This window comes from Arenibacter sp. ARW7G5Y1 (assembly GCF_003201775.1).
GTDB lineage: Bacteria > Bacteroidota > Bacteroidia > Flavobacteriales > Flavobacteriaceae > Arenibacter.
The window spans coordinates 196,447-214,248 of record NZ_QJJZ01000006.1 but is presented as its reverse complement, the minus strand read 5'-3'; the positions used below and the strand labels follow the sequence as shown (position 1 = coordinate 214,248).

The following is a 17,802-nucleotide window of genomic DNA, read 5'->3' as shown; positions in this document are numbered from 1 at the left end:
TGTCTCCTTTGGGACTAGTTGTCTTTTTTGTACCTTGGTTATAAAATGGTCTGTTTTGGATAATTATAATAAAATACTTGAAAAGCTTAATGCCTTTATTGCAAAGTTCTACTCTAAGATGTTGCTTAAAGGTGTGCTTCTTTTTTTGGCTTTTGGATTGCTTTTCTTTTTGGTAGTATTGGGTGTTGAGTATTTTTTGTGGTTAAATTCTTCGGGTAGGCTCGTTCTTTTGATCTTATTTGTGAGTGTTGAATTGTTCCTGGTTTTGAAATTTATCTTTAGGCCTTTGGCCTTTTTGTTAAAATGGAAGCGCGGCTTAACTAATAAGGAAGCATCCCTTTTAATAGGCAAGCATTTTCCTGAAGTGGACGATAAACTTTTAAACCTGTTGGATTTGGCAGAAAGTAAAACGGAATCGGAATTGTTATTGGCGAGTATACAACAACGATCAACGGATTTGAGTGTAATTCCTTTCGTTAAGGCTATTGATCTTAAAGATAATATAGGATACGCCAAATATTTATTGCTTCCTCTTTTTGTTTTTGGTGTAATCTGGGTTTCTGGAGATGTAGTTTCGTATTTCAGTTCCTATAAAAGAGTAGTTAACTATGATCTTGCCTATGAACCGCCGGCACCTTTTAGTTTTAAGTTACTTTCTAAAAATTTGGATGTTTTGGAAGGAAGTTCCAAGATTGTTTCTGTGGCTACAGAGGGAGGTATTAGACCAGAAAGTATGTCTATTGTGGTGGGGGATAATGAATTTCTTTTACAGCTAAAACAGGGATTTTATCAGTATGAATTTACGCAACCTTTGGAAAGTGTTCCGTTTTATTTTGTTGCGAATGGTTTTAGGTCCAAGGAGTACCTTTTAAATGTACTTGCTGCGCCTAGTATTGTGGATTTTAATATGATTCTTGATTATCCGGACTATACCAATAAAGGGGATGAGGTAATAAGAAGTACTGGTAATGCTGTTTTTCCTGAGGGTACGCGTGTATCTTGGAAGATGAAGACTAAGACAACCGATGAAGTACTTTTTCATTTGGGGGATAGTATTCTGAATTTTGAAAGATCAGGGGATACTTTTAGTTTTGATAAACGTGTTTTTTCCGATTTGGATTATGAATTGTCCATTTCCAATGCCAACATTGACAACTATGAGCGTCTGGGGTATAGTTTTACTGTGGTAAGGGATGCTTATCCTAGATTACGGGTGGATCAGGTTCTTGATTCCTTAAATCCTAATCTGTCTTATTACGTAGGGGAGGCAACCGATGATTACCAATTGAGTACTGTTAGATTGATTTACTATACTAGAGGACAGGTTGATAAAAATGTAATGGTCCTGTCCAATCCTAATACCAATTATAATAAATTTTATTACACCTTTCCTTCCGGTTTGGAGTTGGTTGAAGGTGAGATTTATGATTACTATTTTGAAGTGGAGGATAATGATGCTATCCACAAGGGTAAAATCACTAAAAGTCAGGTGTTCTCCTCTTCTTTGCTAAATGATAATCAATTGAGGGAGAAGGAGTTGGCCTTTCAAAAGTCTATTCTTAATAATCTGGATAGATCCTTGGAAATGTCCAAGGAACAACAGAAAACTTTACGGGAGATTAAAAGGCAGGAAAGGGAAAATAGTACCCTAAGTTTTTCAGATCAGAAGCGTATTAAGGATTTTCTGAAGCAGCAGGAGGTACAGGAAGATTTAATGAAAAGATTTAGTGGCCAATTGAAGGATAATCTTAAGAAGGCAGAAGATAATAGTAAATTGAAACGGCTTCTTGAGGAAAGGTTGGAAAGGCAGGAATTGGAGGCGAGGAAGAATGAAAGTTTGTTGGAGGAGTTAAACAAGTTAGCGGAAAAATTGAACAAGGATGAATTGGCACAACGGCTGGAAGATCTTGGAAAGAAGCAGAGGAATGCTGATCGAAATTTGGAACAGTTGTTGGAGCTCACCAAAAGATATTATGTCCAACAGAAGGCACAGCAATTGGGGGAAGATTTGGACCTTTTGTCCAAGGAACAGAAGTCTTTGGTAGATAAGGAGTGGGGTTCTGAAGTGGAGCAAATTGTACAGGATAGTTTAAGTTCTAAATTTGAAGAAATTAGTAAAGAGGTGGAGGAATTGATGAAGGATATTGCTCATTTAAGGAAGCCTATGGATTTAAAGTTGGATATGGGCAAGGTGGAAGCGGTGAAGAAGGATCAAAAGGATGCAATGGAGGAGCTTGCCAAACAGCCTAATGGGGATAAGTCTTCTACTGATAAGGTTAAAGCCAAACAAAGGTCGGCTGCCAAAAAAATGAAGGAACTTTCTGAAAATTTGATGTCGGCCGGTTCTGGTGGTGGAGGGGGTTCATCTACTGCAGAGGACGCCGAAATGTTGAGGCAGTTGTTGGATAATTTGATCACCTTTTCTTTTAAACAGGAAGGATTGTATAATAGTATGGTACAAACTGAGTTGTCCGGTTCTGTAAATACTGCTGGTATAAAAAAGCAACAAGAATTAAGGGAATTGTTTGGGCATGTAGACGATAGTTTGTTTGCTTTATCCTTGAGGCAGGCTGAACTTTCTGAATTTGTTAATGAACAAATTACCGAAGTGTATTATAATTTGGATAAGGCCTTGGAAAGTATGGCTGAGAGTGAAATGTATCAAGGCGCTTCTTATCAAAAGTATGTTTTGAATGCCTCTAATAGCCTTAGCGATTTTTTGGCCAATGTTTTGGAAAATATGCAAGAGAGTATGAGTCCAAGTATGGGTGAAGGAGATGGAGAAGGTTTTCAATTGCCCGACATTATTTTGGGACAGGAAAAGTTAGGTGAGAAATTGGGAGAGATGGGAAAAAAGGGCTCTGAAGGCGGTAGTTCTGGCGATGGAAAGAAAGGCAAAGGAGAGGAAGGTAATTCTGGGAAGAATGGTAATGATGGTAAAGATGGTGATGGAGAGGCAGGAGATAATGGTAAAGAAGGCGCTAATGGCAAGAGTAAGGGTTCTAAGGAAGGGCAAGGCTCTAAAACCGGCCAGGGTGGCAGCGGTCTAAGCGAGGGTGGTTCTGCTGGCAATCAATCGGGGCCTAGTGAAGAGGAACTAAATGAATTATATGAGATTTACAAAGAGCAACAACTATTGCGAGAACAACTTGAGGATCAATTAAAGAACCTTATCAGTAACGATGATCGTAAGTTGGGTGAAAAGTTGGTGAAGCAAATGGAGGATTTTCAAAATGATTTATTGAGAAATGGAGTTACCCAGCAAACTATTAATAAGATGAACAACATTAATAGGGAAATGTTGAAATTGGACAATGCCGCTATAAAACAGGGGAAGACAAAAGAAAGGGAAAGCAACAGTAGTAATGATTCCTTTGAGAACCCTATTCTTACTAGGCCCTCAATATTAGATAATTATCGTAATGATGTGGAGATTTTAAATAGACAAGCACTACCTTTGCAGCAAAATTTTCAAATAAGGGTTAAGGAATATTTTGGAATTGATGATTGATTTTCACTATGAAACTGATTTTAGCATTGGTGCAGAAACCAACTTTACCGATTGGATTAGTAGGATAATACTTTCTGAGGACAAGCGTTGTGGGCAATTGGATTTTATTTTTTGTGATGATGATTATCTTCTAAAAGTAAATCAGGACTATCTTAATCATGACACCTATACTGATATTATCACCTTTCCTTATGGAGATATTGATATAATTGCCGGGGATATTTTTATATCTGTTGAAAGGGTAAGGGATAATGCTTCGGAGTATGGTGTTGATTTTGAAAACGAGTTAAAACGAGTGATGGCTCACGGGGTTCTGCATCTTGTTGGGTATGGGGATAAAAGTGAAGAGGAATCCGTGCAAATGAGGTTAAAGGAAGATGAAAAAATTAAATTGTTCCACGTGGAACATTGAAAATTATGTTTGAAAAGGAATACGATGTTATAGTAGTTGGTGCAGGTCATGCTGGAGCGGAAGCTGCTGCTGCTGCTGCCAATTTGGGTTCTAAAACCTTGTTGGTTACTATGAACTTGCAGACTATTGGACAGATGTCCTGTAATCCTGCCATGGGTGGAATTGCTAAGGGACAAATTGTTCGGGAGATAGATGCTCTTGGTGGATATAGTGGTATTGTTAGTGACAAGAGCGCCATACAGTTTAAAATGCTTAATAAAAGTAAAGGTCCAGCCATGTGGAGTCCTAGGACTCAAAATGACAGAATGCGGTTTGCCGAGGAATGGCGTATGGCTTTGGAGAATACTCCAAATGTTGATTTTTATCAGGAAATGGTTTCTGGTCTTTTAGTGGAAAATGGCCGTGCTGTTGGTGTTAAAACATCTTTGGGAATCGACATAAGGTCCAAGTCTGTTGTGCTAACGAATGGTACTTTCTTAAATGGTTTGATTCATATTGGAGACAAGCAATTTGGCGGGGGTAGGGCAGGAGAAAAGGCAGCTACTGGTATTACCGAACAATTGGTGGAATTAGGATTTGAAAGTGGTAGGATGAAGACTGGAACACCCCCTAGGGTGGATGGGAGATCTTTGGATTATTCGGTTATGATTCCACAACCTGGTGATGAGGTTCCTGAGAAATTTTCATATTCCGACACCAAGGCTTTGACCCATCAGAGGGATTGTTATATGACCCATACCAGTCTTTTGGTTCACGATTTGTTAAGGGAAGGTTTTGATCGTTCTCCTATGTTCAATGGTAGGATTAAGAGTCTTGGGCCTAGATATTGTCCTTCTATTGAGGATAAGATCAATAGGTTTGCAGATAAGGATAGCCATCAACTTTTTGTGGAGCCTGAGGGCTGGAATACGGTAGAGGTTTATGTAAATGGTTTTTCAACTTCCTTGCCCGAGGATGTTCAGTATAAAGCTTTAAAATCTGTAAAAGGGTTTGAGAATGTGAAGTTCTTTAGACCGGGTTATGCCATCGAGTATGACTATTTCCCCCCTACACAGTTGAAGCATACATTAGAAACCAAACTTATAGATAACTTGTATTTTGCCGGTCAGATTAATGGAACAACTGGCTATGAGGAGGCGGCATCCCAAGGGCTAATGGCGGGGATAAATGCTCATTTGAAAATTAATGGGAAGGAGGCTTTTATCCTTAATAGGGATGAAGCTTACATTGGGGTATTGGTGGATGATCTTATTACGAAGGGCACGGAAGAGCCTTATAGGATGTTTACATCAAGAGCTGAATATAGGACGCTTTTGCGACAAGATAATGCTGATTTAAGGCTTACTCCCAGAAGTTTTGAAATGGGATTGGCTAAAAGGGATAGGTTGGAAAAAATGGAGGAAAAGGAACGAAAATCCAATGCTTTTGTTGAATTTTTTAGAGAGACTAGTTTTAAGCCTGAAGAGATAAACCCTATTTTGGAGAAGCTGGATTCGTCCACTGTTAAGCAACCTGATAAGATGTTTAAAGTATTTTCTAGACCTAAGGTAACCATGCACCACATGATGCAGTTGGATGGTGTTTCTAAGTTTATTAAGGATAATGATTTGGATAGGGAGATTCTGGAACAGGCAGAGATTCAGGTAAAATATTCAGGTTATATAGCCAAGGAAAAGAACAACGCGGATAAGTTACAGCGACTGGAAAATATAAAAATCCCTAAGGGTTTTGATTATAGTAAACTAAAATCCCTTTCCTATGAGGCCAGGGAAAAGCTAAAGGCAATTCAACCTGTAACTATTTCCCAAGCCTCAAGAATAAGCGGGGTTTCTCCAAATGATATTAGCGTTTTACTGGTCTATATGGGGCGATAAATTTGGATTGAGAACTAAATGTTCCACGTGGAACATTTAGTTGATTTTATGCGTTTTAATTACTGTTTAGGGAACAAAGGATTTGGTATTATAGATAGGTGTTTGTCAAGATAAATTGGCAAGCACCTTTTTTTTTGTGCTTCTATTGTATATTCTGTTTGGGTTAATAAAATTAATTAAATGCTAAAACTACTGATGAATATTATCTCTGAAATATCTAAGTGCGATCATGCTATTATTTGTATTTTCTGACTTGGGATTAGCTCGTAAAAATGACATTTAGGGGTTGCAGTTTTATACGTGTAATTAATTTATTTGTTCTATTGTTTTTAGAGGTTTAAATTTTATGTTGTGGTCATTTTAATGTTACTTTAAGTAAGAAAGAGAGAATATAAATTTGATTTCTTATTTACCTTTTGGAAACTAGTCGGACCAAGTCTATTTTGAATTTGTTTTCACCTTTAGGACAATATGGGACTAAAATTTTAGTTATAAAGTTTGTTTTAAATGGAAGTTAATGAACATTTTTTTGGGTTAGAGTAGTGCAGTTATAATAGCTAAAATCTTCCTGCCGATTCACTTTTATAGACTACGGTTTTGAAGTATCTTCGTTGCTTATTAAAATAATTATTATCGGCCTAACAGAATTATGAAGCTTTATTTGGAAACTAAGGATTATACCGTCTCTGGAGAGTCGTTTAAATTATTACATGATCCTGTGCTGGATATGTTGGTTACTGAACCTCAACCGGAAAATCTTGGGAAGTATTATGAAAGTGCTGATTATATTTCCCATACCGATGCGAAGAAGTCTGTGGTGGATAAAATGTATCATACGGTAAAATCTTTCAACTTAAGAAGTAAGCTATCGCTAATTAGCTCCTATGCGGATAAGGACAAAACACTTTTAGATGTTGGTGCGGGTACTGGAGATTTTCTGGTCGCGGCAAAACAAGAGGGTTGGAGAATTACTGGGATTGAACCTAATGAAATGGCAAGGCTTAAAGCAGAGGAGAAGGGTGTATTGCTTTTGGATGATTTGTGCGCTATACCAATCGATCAAAAATTTGGGGTGATTACCCTTTGGCATGTTTTAGAACATTTACCCGATCTTGATTTGCAGATAGCCAAATTGGTCGGACTCCTAACTGAAACCGGAACCTTAGTGGTGGCGGTACCCAACTTTAAATCATATGACGCCAAATACTATAAAGAATATTGGGCGGCTTTTGATGTACCAAGACACCTTTGGCATTTTTCCCAAAAGAGTATTGGAGATATCTTTGGAAAATATGGAATGAAATTGGTAAGGACCAAGCCCATGTTTTTTGATGCCTTCTATGTGGCTCTTCTTTCCGAAAAATATAAGATGGGTAAACAGAATTTTTTAAGGGCTTTTGCCATTGGATTAATTTCTAATCTACTCGCTTTGAGATCCAAGGAGTATTCCTCCCTGATCTATGTGATGGAAAGGCGGTAAAACGCGTTTTAAGGACTTTTAAGGGTGTTTTTACATGCTAATGGAGCAAGTACCTTATGTTTTTGGGATATGCCTATTCCAGTCAATTTAAGAGGGCCTACATAATAAGCTACATCTATTGTTTTTTATTTTAGGATCAGTTTAAGTTATTGTTTAGGTATACGGTAGTTTCAATTGATAAATTGATATTTGGCGGGTGAATTGATTTAGGGGTTTGCTGCTATGAATAATAACAATTTTTCACTTATTGTAAAAAAGCTTTTCTATTTTTGCCCAAATTTAAATTATAGAGAAAATGAAAAAATTTATTTTGGCGTTGGTATTTATCGGAACAATATCTTGCCAACAAGAAAAAATAGCTTTCGTTGATAATGTGAAGTTGATGGATACCTATCAAGAGAAAATTGATATTGAAGCTAAATTTAAAACAAGGACTGAAACTTTTGGCAAGAAGAGGGATAGTATATCCCAGGCTTTTCAAATGGAGGCCCAGGCCTTTCAGGCCAAGGCGCAAAAAATGGCACAAGCTAAAGCACAAGAGGAGTATGGTCAGTTACAACAACGAAGCCAGTTTATCGGACAACAGTTGCAACAGGAAGAACAACAATTACAGCTGCAGGGCCAAACTGAAATGGATAGCTTGGTAACCAGGGTAAAAAAGGAAATCAAGGCTTATGGCGAATCAAACGGGTACTCTTTCATCCTGACCGGTGGGGACGGGGGAAGTGTACTATACGGTAAAGAAGCGCATAACATAACCGACGCTATCGTTAAAATTTTGAACGATAATTATAAGCAATAGGAATTTATAATTTCGGCTTTTTACATTAAAGTATTTAAAAAACCTTCGAGATATACCTCGAAGGTTTTTTTATTTTGTGTTCGTTAGCCTCACGTATTCTTTTAAGTACTTATAATTTCAATATTTAAATCTATAACCTGGCCAACTTGGTGAATGAATATTCATTTTTTAAGACAGCCGTGGGCTTATGACAACTTTTTCATAGGGTTCCATACTAAGGCGAATCTTTGATTTATTCTAATATTCCCTTACTAATTTACCAATACTTCTCTTCAAATTCCATTGTTCTGTCATTTCTAGGTGGACCATATAGAGCCATAAATTGAACTTCTGATTTTTATAAGTTTATTAGCTCAATGGTCAAAGTAAACGCTTTATACCGGTATCCAATCGCCATAATTCCAATTCCTTCACGAATCATGTAGTGGGTTTCAGGGAAGAGGGCCCTAATGGATATTTTGGGTTGCTTCAGCTGTAAACTTAAAGTGGAAAGTCTTTAATTCCACATGGATAACCAACTTATTAGTTTAATTTTGAAATAATGGCACATTGAATTATGCCCTTCCCGTAATGAAATGCGAAGGTTGGCGACTAAACTTGGATGTAGGTTTTTGTTGAAGGATGAAGTAATTTTAGGATTAATGCTCGAACATTATAAAATAGATAGGACCGCAATTTTAATATTTGCCAATTCCTCCAAGGAGGAAATGAAATATAAGGCTATTCCCAAAGGAAACATTTTGTTTGATGTACTTACGGAACACACCTTGAATACAGCACGGAAAACGGGTCTGCCCTATTTTTTAATGTCGGAAAAAGAGCAAATTGGAAGTTCTTTTGGTGAAAGGTTTGTAAATGCCATTAGTTCCATATTTGAGTTGGACTTTGATAAGGTGATAACCATTGGCAATGATACACCTCAATTGAAGTCCTCCGATATTGTAAGGGCTTCCAAATTGCTTGGTGCAAAGAAATCTGTTTTGGGACCCTCAAGGGATGGAGGCTTTTATTTAATGGGGATCCATAAGTCCCAGTTTGATGCCAAGACATTTAGGGAATTACCATGGAAAACAAATGCACTTGCCAAAAAAATAACAACAGTAATTGAAGCCTCTAAGGTTCATGTTATTCAGTTTCGTATTTTGTTGGATTTGGATACCCATGCAGATTTAAAGAGGATTCTAAAAGGATTGAAGGATAGTGCCGAAAAGATCTTTCAAATAATCATCTACTTGGTAACACCGAACATAAAAGTTTTTTTTCTGGAGCATCTTCAGTTTAGTCTTAAATTTTACCGCATTTATTTCAATAAAGGCTCACCTTTTCCTATCATCTACCGGTAAAAGGAAATCGATTTACAAAACACTCATATCCCATAATCTGGAAAGCATTGGGTTCCGGACAACGCCCCGGTGTAAGTGCTTATTGTCCTAATCATGGACTTACGGGAACTTTGTGGGAATAAAACAAACTACTAAAAGGGAAGCCAACACAATTTTGGGTTCCCATATTAACTATTCAAAATTTATATTATGGCAGATTCTTATTATGACCCAGCAGATTTACGGAAGTTTGGAAAAATTACGGAATGGAGCGAAGAACTGGGAAACAAGTTTTTTGATTACTATGGAAAAGTATTTGAGGAAGGAGCCCTTAGTGCTAGGGAAAAATCCTTGATAGCCTTGGCGGTGGCCCATGTAGTTAAGTGCCCCTATTGTATTGATGCCTATACCAAAGATGGTCTACAAAAGGGAATAACCAAGGAAGAAATGATGGAAGCGGTACATGCAGGCGCCGCTATTGAAAGTGGAGCAACGTTGGTACACGGGGTTCAAATGATGAATAAGTATAACAAGCTTTCTATGTAAGACTAGGGGCATCTCCCTTACTATTCTAGCTAAGTCTTGCTGGGGATTTTCGGGATTTTTAGCGGAAAGGCCCCAAGTTTTGTAATCTTTTATGGCTATGACGTACTAACAATTGAATACACTGTAAGAATGGCAACAAAATCTTTAAAGGCAAGGCATAGTGCGCTTGTCACAGAAAATAAACAATTGGAAATCCTTGAAGGTGGTATTTTCCACAAGGGGGAATTGCCCTACTTTAAGGATAAAATTGCCCAAATAGGGCATTTTCCATTACGTCCAAAAAAATTGGAAATTCTGCAGATCAATGTGGGCTATATGTGCAATCAGGTTTGTGAACATTGCCATGTAGACGCTGGTCCTGATAGAAAGGAAATAATGACCAAGGAAACCATGGAGCAGTGTTTGGAGGTGATCCGCAACACAGGTGCCCATACCTTGGATCTAACGGGAGGTGCCCCAGAGATGAATCCCAATTTTAGGTGGTTTGTGGAAGAGGCGGCCAAAGCGGGAATAAAGGATTTTATTGTGCGCTCCAATCTAACTATTATCAGGGCCAACAAGAAATATTATGACCTTCCCCATTTTTTTAAGAAACACAATATACACGTCATATCCTCTATGCCACATTACACACGTGGAAAAACGGATAAACAGCGGGGAGAAGGAGTTTTTGACCTGTCTATACGGGCGCTTCAAGAGTTAAATGCGGTTGGTTATGGAATGCCGGAAAGTTCCTTAAGGTTAGATCTGGTCTATAATCCATCCGGGGCCTTTTTGCCAGGAGATCAAGTGGCAATGGAACGCGATTTTAAAAAGGCGTTGAAGGTGGATTTTGATATTGATTTTCATAATCTGTTTGCCATTACCAATCTGCCCATTGCCCGTTTTTTGGATTATTTAATAGCATCTGGGAACTATGAGGACTATATGTATTCTCTTGTGGAGGCGTATAACCCTAAAGCTGTTGCCAATGTAATGTGTACCAATACCATTTCGGTGAGTTGGGATGGTTGGTTGTATGATTGCGACTTCAATCAGATGTTGGGGCTGAAGGTTGCCAGTAAAATTAAACACATTAAGGATTACCATGAGGATATCCTAAATGACAGGAACATTTTAATTTCACAACATTGCTACGGTTGTACGGCCGGAGCGGGGAGTAGCTGTCAGGGGTCTGTTGCCTAAGCTTATGTTAATTATAACGCTTAAGAGACTGCTTTCGAATTTGGAAAAGAAAGGACCAATTGGTTTGTACAAGCAAAAAAATGGGTCTCACTATAGTTTTTTGGAGCATTTTATCGATTTAAACTTATTTTTAGCACTATTTTTTAAATAAATGGCCATAATTGGAGTTAGGGTAACAGACCAAAAAGTCTGTTTACGGAAAACCCAATCTTATGGAGAAACAATTAAAGCGCATGGCTACCATGCAACGCATACAAACCACCGGCTTGGAGGTTTTTTACCAAAAGGGCTATTTTAATACAAGTATAGATGATATTCTAAAGGAGCTCTCCCTTTCCAAAGGAGCTTTTTACTACCATTTTCAATCTAAGGAGGAGTTTTTTATAAGTATTGTTCAGAATCTACTTTTCAGAAAGGTCTACAGTAGTTTAATTGAACCGATTGAAGGCCAAGAAGATCCCTTGAACAAGATTGTTGCCTGTTTTGACGAAGCCCTGGAAACGGCAGAACACAACTTCCTTGATTATGGATTCGTTTTGAGTAATTTCATTACAGAATTTAACGGGAAGAATCCTGACATAATGAATTACCTTCAGGACATTATGAAGGTTTGGGAAGTTAATTTGGTAACCGCCTTACAAAAGGGAAAAACAGACGGATTTGTAAACAGGCATATTGATAGTGAAGCGGTGGCAACATATTTAATTTCATCTTATATCGGGATACGTACCTTAATGGTTGAAGGCAATAGTAAGATGTTGCGATATAAATATATCCAACAGCTTCGTCAATACTTTAAATTAATTGAGTATAAGGAGCCGGCCTAGTATGTTGTTTTGGGAAGCGATTAGAGCCCGTTGCGCAAAATCGCGCGGCCATTTGGCGTTATAATTAACTATTTAAAATTTCCTCAATTTTAGAAAGAACTTCCTCAGGAGCAATGGTGCGCATCACATTTTCATAGCCTGGGGGGTATTTATTTCCATAAACTGAAGTTGGAATTAGAGGATATTGATTCCTATCTGCCAACAAGGCATTTTGGGGATCTTGTTTAAAGGGATAGAATCCCGCATAAGGATGTGTAACTCCCCACAAAGTCAAGGTAGGAATTCCAAATAATGCCGCTAAATGGGCATTGCCACTATCCATGGCCAACATCAGATTTAACTGTGAGATTAAGGCCAATTCCTCTTTGAAGGTTAATTTACCTACCAGATTGATACTATTTTTGTAGTTGATTGCCCATTTTTCCAATAGGTTTTTTTCCTGTTCTCCCCCTCCAAACAACAAAATTTTATAGCCACCGGTCTTATTTAGGGTATGAACTACCTTTTCCATCAAATCCAAAGGATACATTTTACCAGCAAAGGCTGCAAAGGGAGCAATACCAATCCACTTTTGTTCTTTGCCATTTACCAGTTCTTTTGTGGAATTGGCTATGGGCCTTTTAGGAAGCAAACTTGCCATTTTCAAATCTATAGGCAATCCAAGATTACCAAAAACATCGGCATAGCGTTGGTGGGTAGTGGTTATGGGTTCAAAGATTTTATGGGTCAGGGAGGTCAAGGCTTTCTTTGCCGTCCTGCCCTTATCTATTTGGTTAAACGGAACGGATCCCAGCCTAAAATACTGTTTTAGGATATTGCTTCGCAACACATTGTGCAGATCGGCAACCATGTTTATGTTAAGGTGGTTAAGCTCTTTATAAAGCTTCCAGAGCCCAAATAGGCCCTTGTGTTTGCCCTTTACATCCGCTTCATAAACGGTTACATTTCTGATATTGGAAAAAATGGGACTAAAAAACCCTCTTGTAAGTACGGTAATTTTAATTTTGGGATATTGTTCCGTTAGGGCCGATATAACAGGAGCGGTCATGGCTACATCGCCCATGGCGGATAACCGAATGACCAGAATATGTAGGCCTTCCCCGGTTAAAGTGGTAGGATTTCCAATGCTACTTTCAGGAGTTTTGGCGGAGGTAGTTGGAGTTTTGGACACTCTTTCCATTTATTTATTGGTTGATTCCGAAAATAGGGAATGGCCATTTGTGGCGTTAGGGGGTTTTACGGAGAACAGGGTTTAGTTCGTTATCATTGTACATTTTCATCTGCTTGTAGACTTTCATATATTTTTTGCCAGATTCGATGTCCAATAATAGTTGGTCTATGGCGGAACTTAAATCCCTCTTCTGTTCCAATAGAATGTTAAGTTTGGCGCTACATTTTTGTATATGCTCCCGGGTGGCATCCTTTCTATGCACTTCTTCTTGCATATGGTATATCTTCAATGCCAAAATTGAAAGTCGGTCTATGGCCCAGGCAGGGCTTTCCGTATTAATACTGGCATTTTTGTCTTTTTCAACCGATTGGTATTTATTAAGAAAATAACTGTCAATAAATTCCACCAAATCTGTTCTATCCTGATTGCTGGCGTCAATCTGTCTTTTTAATTTTAATGCTGCCACCGGTTCAATATTGGGATCCCGTATAATGTCTTCATAATGCCATTGCACGGTATCTATCCAATTTTTTCGATATAAAAGATGCGATATATCGTCCTTTGGATAGGGGTTGTTAAACTCTTGGGACACGTCGTCTATTTGATGGTATTTTTCAATACTTTCTTCAAATATTTTGTAAGCAAAATCACTGAACATAATGACATTATTTTAAGGCAAAGATACCGTTTATTTAAAAACGGATTTTATTAGTGAAACTCAATTTTGAGAAGTCAGAAAGACGGACTAAAAATTGCAAGTTGAACTAATCCCGCCTTTTTCTGCGGGATCTAGGTTCAATACCTCGACCCTAGGGTCGATTTTTATTATTGGGTTCAGGGCCTGCCTTTGTCGGCAGACAGGCCTGTCTGCCGACAAAGGCAGGCCTGCCCTGAGGTTTAATACCTTTTATTTATTCAAGGGTGGTTTTTTTTGATATTCCTTCCGGCTTCTTCGGCGTTAAGATGGATATTTTACTTCATGAATGCATTGGTCAGAAATACAATAAAAGGAATAATTATGGATGCCATTAAGACAATTTCCCGGACACTATCCTTTTTAATGGATTGTACATAAGTGGTTATAAAAACCACTGCTGGAAAAAAAGTAATTAAAATAGGGTGGGTATCTGGGGCAGATTTCAAAACCTTTACCAGCAATCCAATAATAAAGAACAGGACTATGAGGCACATTGTCACTATTTTCCCTACACCTAGGCTGCCCAATTTTAAAAAGGCCAAAAAACCGCATAACAATACTACGGATATATAAAGAAATAAAAGGGAACTATTGCTCCAGTCATAGAAATAAACTGCATTGAACTGAAAATCGAAATAATAATGACTCAACAAAAACTCTGTATTGTTGCCCAAAGACAGAATAGCCAACATGATAAGAACCATAGCTATTACGGCAGTGATCGGGACCAGCCAGTTTTTAATATTTTTTGGTTCATAAAAGTAAATGGCAACAATTACGACCGCGATATAGAGAATGGCCCAGTCATAGAATAAACTGGCTATCATTATCCAAAAAGTGGCATCAAAAATTTTTAATTTAATGTTTTTGAGACTACGGAAACTCAGTATTCTACGTATAGAGAGCAATAAAAAAAAATTGCAGAGAATGGCATTGGCGTCAATAAGGACCTCAGGAAAAAGTACAATTAACAGGGTGTAAAACAGTATAGCCAGTGAATTTCCACCAGTAATCTTATTTCTTAACACTATAAAATTAACGACAAATATGCTAAACGATAAAAACCCTAGAATCGCTGTTTGTCCCAATAATTGCTCTGGTGTATACGATTTGTGGAAGATAAAAAAGTGGACAAACCAATAGAAGAAAAATAGAAATACTAGCAGTATTATATAATTTATTGGTTTTGTTCTTCCAAAAATGCTTGAAATCATCCTAGGTTTTTATATTTTTGCATGGTAAATATAATTAAGATGGATTCATTTTTTTACGGTATAGAGGATTTATTTGTAAATGTGCTTTTTGCACCCTTCGATGCTTTGCGTGCTATGGAGAATTGGTGGGGAGCCAATTCTTTAAATTGGATTTTTATGCTTATAGGCGCTGCCGCCTTTGTGTATTGGATGTTGGAGTTGAAAAAATACAATGATAGTGGCGAAGAAAATAAAGACGCAACAGCACACTCATACCTATAATGGTCATACGGATTTCCGCTGGGAACTTGGCTTTATTTAGAAGCTGTGTTGTTGCCTGAGATCAACTTTAAGGACTAAAAGAGATATGGGAAAGGGGATAGCAAGTGCTATCCCCTTTCTTATTAAAACAGAATATCGCTTTAAATGTATAATGGAATGGAATATTATAGATCGAATCCTAAATCTTTACGATAATACATTTTATCGAAATGTAGTTTCTCCATGTTATTATAGGATTTTTTTAGCGCTTCCTTAAAGTTGGAGCCGTAGGCGGTAACTGCCAAAACCCTGCCTCCATTTGTTAAAACCCTACCTTCTTTTAATTCGGTTCCTGCATGGAATACCACGGCATCTTCCAAAGCATCAAAACCTGTTATTTCCATTCCCTTCCCATAAGCTTCCGGATATCCTCCGGATACTGCCATGACTGTAGTTGCGGCACGTTCATCTATTTCTAGGTCGATGTTATCCAGGCTTTGGTTTGCTACGGCCTCGAAAATCTCTACAAGATCATTTTTTATCCTTGGAATAACAACTTCGGTTTCAGGATCGCCCATTCGCACGTTGTATTCAATTACTTTTGGTTCATCCCCTATTTTGATCAAACCGATAAAAACAAATCCTTTATAAGGCAAATTATCCAATTTAAAGCCTTCTACGGTAGGCTTAACGATTCGCTCAAGTACTTTGTCCATGAAAGCCTTATCGGCGAAAGGAACCGGGGAAATGGCTCCCATACCTCCTGTATTCAATCCAGTATCGCCTTCTCCTATTCTCTTATAATCTTTTGCAGTAGGTAAGACCTTAAAACCTTTTCCGTCGGTAAGCACAAAACAACTCAGTTCAATGCCATCCAAAAACTCTTCAATGACCACCGTAGTACTGGCGGCCCCGAATTTGGAGTCGATCAGCATAGTTTTTAGTTCATCCTTGGCTTCCTGTAGGTCATTCAGAATCAGTACCCCTTTACCTGCAGCCAGTCCGTCCGCTTTTAATACATATGGTGGTTCCAGGGTTTCCAAAAACGCGTAACCTTCGCCCAGGGTTGCGGCGGTGAAACTTTCATAGGCGGCTGTAGGGATGTTGTGACGCATCATAAATTCCTTGGCAAATTGTTTACTGCCTTCAAGGGTAGCCGCTGCTTTTTGTGGACCGATGACGGGGATATGCTTAAGGTCCGCATCGTTGAGGAAATAGTCGTGAACCCCATTTACCAAAGGATCTTCAGGACCTACTATAATCATTTCGATGTTCTCTGAAAGGACACATTTCTTAATGGCTTCAAAATCGTTTACACCAATGGGTACATTTTTGGCAATGCCAGCAGTTCCGGCATTGCCGGGAGCCACATAAAGATTTTTCAGTTTTGGACTTTGCTTTAGCTTCCAAGCTAAAGTATGTTCGCGCCCACCGGCACCAAGGATCAGGATATTCATTCTTAAAAAATTTCCCCAAAAATACGGTTTGAAGGGGAAATATCCAGTTATTTACTCAAGAATTCCCGGTGTTCTTTTTTCTGAAGTTCCTCTTGGGATAAGGATTTAAAATAATCGTATACTTTCTTAAGGCCTTCAGCCCTGTTCACTTTAGGCTCCCAACCCAATATTTCCTTGGCCCGGGTAATGTCCGGTTCACGTTGCATGGGATCATCCTGCGGCAAGGGTTTGTATATTATTTTTTGGTCGGTCCCCGTTAGTTTAATAATTTCTTCTGCAAACTCCTTGATCGTAGTTTCATGTGGATTGCCAATATTTATTGGATCTGTGTAGTCGCTCATCAATAAACGATAGATGCCTTCCACCTGATCGTCTATATAACAAAAGGATCTAGTTTGGGAGCCATCCCCAAAAACGGTAAGATCTTCACCCCTTAATGCCTGTCCCATAAATGCAGGAACCACCCTGCCGTCGTTCAATCTCATTCTGGAGCCATAGGTGTTAAAAATACGAACGATACGTGTATCAACGCCGTGAAAGCGATGGTAGGCCATGGTAATGGATTCCATAAAGCGTTTGGCCTCATCATATACCCCGCGAGGTCCAATTGGACTTACATTGCCATAATAATCCTCACTTTGGGGGTGTACCAAGGGGTCACCGTATACCTCCGATGTAGATGCTACCAATATCCTGGCTTTTTTTTCTTTGGCTAGCCCCAATAAGTTTAAGGTGCCAAGGGAACCAACCTTTAAGGTCTCTATAGGGATTTTTAAGTAGTCTATGGGACTTGCCGGGGAGGCAAAATGCAAGATATAATCAAGATTGCCGGGAATATGTACAAATTTGGACACATCGTGGTGTTGAAACTCAAATTGTTCCAAAGGAAAAAGATGTTCTATGTTCTTGAGATCACCAGTAATTAGGTTATCCATGGCAATAACGTAATAACCTTCCTTAATAAAGCGATCGCATAAATGCGATCCCAAAAATCCAGCTGCGCCGGTGATAAGTACTTTTTTCATTTGTTGTTTACTTTATGCACCAATTCTGTAGGCATGCCT

The 17,802-nt window shown here is 38.4% G+C and carries 15 protein-coding genes; 10 read left to right on the top strand and 5 right to left on the bottom strand.

Annotated elements, in window-relative coordinates:
• Positions 1-55: 55 nt before the first annotated feature.
• From C7972_RS11190 to C7972_RS11150, 9 genes are all read left to right on the top strand, one after another.
• On the top strand, positions 56-3,511 hold the full coding sequence (locus tag C7972_RS11190) for a hypothetical protein (RefSeq protein ID WP_110356311.1): 3,456 nt from the start codon (positions 56-58) through the stop codon (positions 3,509-3,511).
• On the top strand, positions 3,504-3,923 hold the full coding sequence (gene ybeY, locus C7972_RS11185) for an rRNA maturation RNase YbeY (protein ID WP_110356257.1): 420 nt from the start codon (positions 3,504-3,506) through the stop codon (positions 3,921-3,923). The genes C7972_RS11190 and ybeY overlap by 8 nt, the downstream gene beginning before the upstream one ends.
• A gap of 5 nt (positions 3,924-3,928) precedes the next feature.
• Positions 3,929-5,797, top strand: a complete 1,869-nt coding sequence (mnmG, locus tag C7972_RS11180) for a tRNA uridine-5-carboxymethylaminomethyl(34) synthesis enzyme MnmG (RefSeq protein ID WP_110356256.1) — start codon at positions 3,929-3,931, stop codon at positions 5,795-5,797.
• Positions 5,798-6,446: 649 nt separating this feature from the next.
• Positions 6,447-7,277, top strand: a complete 831-nt coding sequence (locus C7972_RS11175) for a bifunctional 2-polyprenyl-6-hydroxyphenol methylase/3-demethylubiquinol 3-O-methyltransferase UbiG (RefSeq protein ID WP_110356255.1) — start codon at positions 6,447-6,449, stop codon at positions 7,275-7,277.
• Positions 7,278-7,572: 295 nt separating this feature from the next.
• Positions 7,573-8,079, top strand: coding sequence for an OmpH family outer membrane protein (locus C7972_RS11170; RefSeq protein ID WP_110356254.1), 507 nt, complete (start codon positions 7,573-7,575; stop codon positions 8,077-8,079).
• A gap of 584 nt (positions 8,080-8,663) precedes the next feature.
• Positions 8,664-9,422, top strand: coding sequence for a DUF2064 domain-containing protein (locus C7972_RS11165; RefSeq protein WP_181422858.1), 759 nt, complete (start codon positions 8,664-8,666; stop codon positions 9,420-9,422).
• Between the two features lie 189 nt (positions 9,423-9,611).
• Positions 9,612-9,947 (top strand): arsenosugar biosynthesis-associated peroxidase-like protein, encoded by a 336-nt coding sequence (locus C7972_RS11160; RefSeq protein WP_110356252.1) that lies wholly within the window; start codon positions 9,612-9,614, stop codon positions 9,945-9,947.
• Positions 9,948-10,076: 129 nt separating this feature from the next.
• The gene (gene arsS / locus C7972_RS11155; RefSeq protein ID WP_110356310.1) at positions 10,077-11,132 is read left to right on the top strand and encodes an arsenosugar biosynthesis radical SAM (seleno)protein ArsS; all 1,056 of its coding nucleotides are present in this window, start codon (positions 10,077-10,079) and stop codon (positions 11,130-11,132) included.
• Between the two features lie 212 nt (positions 11,133-11,344).
• A complete protein-coding gene (locus tag C7972_RS11150; protein WP_110356251.1) occupies positions 11,345-11,959 on the top strand; it encodes a TetR/AcrR family transcriptional regulator in 615 nt (204 codons plus the stop codon).
• A gap of 64 nt (positions 11,960-12,023) precedes the next feature.
• Here C7972_RS11150 and C7972_RS11145 read toward each other — a convergent pair whose 3' ends face one another.
• From C7972_RS11145 to C7972_RS11135, 3 genes are all read right to left on the bottom strand, one after another.
• Positions 12,024-13,139, bottom strand: a complete 1,116-nt coding sequence (locus C7972_RS11145) for a glycosyltransferase family 9 protein (RefSeq protein ID WP_309148923.1) — start codon at positions 13,137-13,139, stop codon at positions 12,024-12,026.
• A gap of 46 nt (positions 13,140-13,185) precedes the next feature.
• Entirely contained in the window at positions 13,186-13,788 is a 603-nt protein-coding gene (locus C7972_RS11140; RefSeq protein WP_110356250.1) for a DUF4254 domain-containing protein, read from the bottom strand.
• Between the two features lie 314 nt (positions 13,789-14,102).
• On the bottom strand, positions 14,103-15,041 hold the full coding sequence (locus C7972_RS11135; protein WP_110356249.1) for a DUF6427 family protein: 939 nt from the start codon (positions 15,039-15,041) through the stop codon (positions 14,103-14,105).
• 39 nt (positions 15,042-15,080) lie between these two features.
• Here C7972_RS11135 and C7972_RS11130 point away from each other — a divergent pair, with 39 nt between their 5' ends.
• Complete coding sequence (locus tag C7972_RS11130; RefSeq protein WP_110356308.1) at positions 15,081-15,302, top strand: uracil phosphoribosyltransferase; 222 nt, start codon at positions 15,081-15,083, stop codon at positions 15,300-15,302.
• A gap of 164 nt (positions 15,303-15,466) precedes the next feature.
• Here C7972_RS11130 and purD read toward each other — a convergent pair whose 3' ends face one another.
• Complete coding sequence (gene purD, locus C7972_RS11125) at positions 15,467-16,738, bottom strand: phosphoribosylamine--glycine ligase (RefSeq protein ID WP_110356248.1); 1,272 nt, start codon at positions 16,736-16,738, stop codon at positions 15,467-15,469.
• A 47-nt stretch (positions 16,739-16,785) separates the two neighbouring features.
• Positions 16,786-17,763, bottom strand: coding sequence for a UDP-glucuronic acid decarboxylase family protein (locus C7972_RS11120; protein WP_110356247.1), 978 nt, complete (start codon positions 17,761-17,763; stop codon positions 16,786-16,788).
• Between the last annotated feature and the right edge of the window lie 39 nt (positions 17,764-17,802).

What these genes read in the sequence shown, in the direction of transcription:
- ybeY (WP_110356257.1), top strand. Translation starts at nt 3,504, where the DNA reads ATGATTGATTTTCACTATGAAACTGATTTTAGCATTGGTGCAGAAACC.
- mnmG (WP_110356256.1), top strand. Translation starts at nt 3,929, where the DNA reads ATGTTTGAAAAGGAATACGATGTTATAGTAGTTGGTGCAGGTCATGCT.
- C7972_RS11175 (WP_110356255.1), top strand. Translation starts at nt 6,447, where the DNA reads ATGAAGCTTTATTTGGAAACTAAGGATTATACCGTCTCTGGAGAGTCG.
- C7972_RS11170 (WP_110356254.1), top strand. Translation starts at nt 7,573, where the DNA reads ATGAAAAAATTTATTTTGGCGTTGGTATTTATCGGAACAATATCTTGC.
- C7972_RS11160 (WP_110356252.1), top strand. Translation starts at nt 9,612, where the DNA reads ATGGCAGATTCTTATTATGACCCAGCAGATTTACGGAAGTTTGGAAAA.
- arsS (WP_110356310.1), top strand. Translation starts at nt 10,077, where the DNA reads ATGGCAACAAAATCTTTAAAGGCAAGGCATAGTGCGCTTGTCACAGAA.
- C7972_RS11150 (WP_110356251.1), top strand. Translation starts at nt 11,345, where the DNA reads ATGGAGAAACAATTAAAGCGCATGGCTACCATGCAACGCATACAAACC.
- C7972_RS11145 (WP_309148923.1), bottom strand. Translation starts at nt 13,139, where the DNA reads ATGGAAAGAGTGTCCAAAACTCCAACTACCTCCGCCAAAACTCCTGAA.
- C7972_RS11140 (WP_110356250.1), bottom strand. Translation starts at nt 13,788, where the DNA reads ATGTTCAGTGATTTTGCTTACAAAATATTTGAAGAAAGTATTGAAAAA.
- C7972_RS11135 (WP_110356249.1), bottom strand. Translation starts at nt 15,041, where the DNA reads ATGATTTCAAGCATTTTTGGAAGAACAAAACCAATAAATTATATAATA.
- C7972_RS11130 (WP_110356308.1), top strand. Translation starts at nt 15,081, where the DNA reads ATGGATTCATTTTTTTACGGTATAGAGGATTTATTTGTAAATGTGCTT.
- purD (WP_110356248.1), bottom strand. Translation starts at nt 16,738, where the DNA reads ATGAATATCCTGATCCTTGGTGCCGGTGGGCGCGAACATACTTTAGCT.
- C7972_RS11120 (WP_110356247.1), bottom strand. Translation starts at nt 17,763, where the DNA reads ATGAAAAAAGTACTTATCACCGGCGCAGCTGGATTTTTGGGATCGCAT.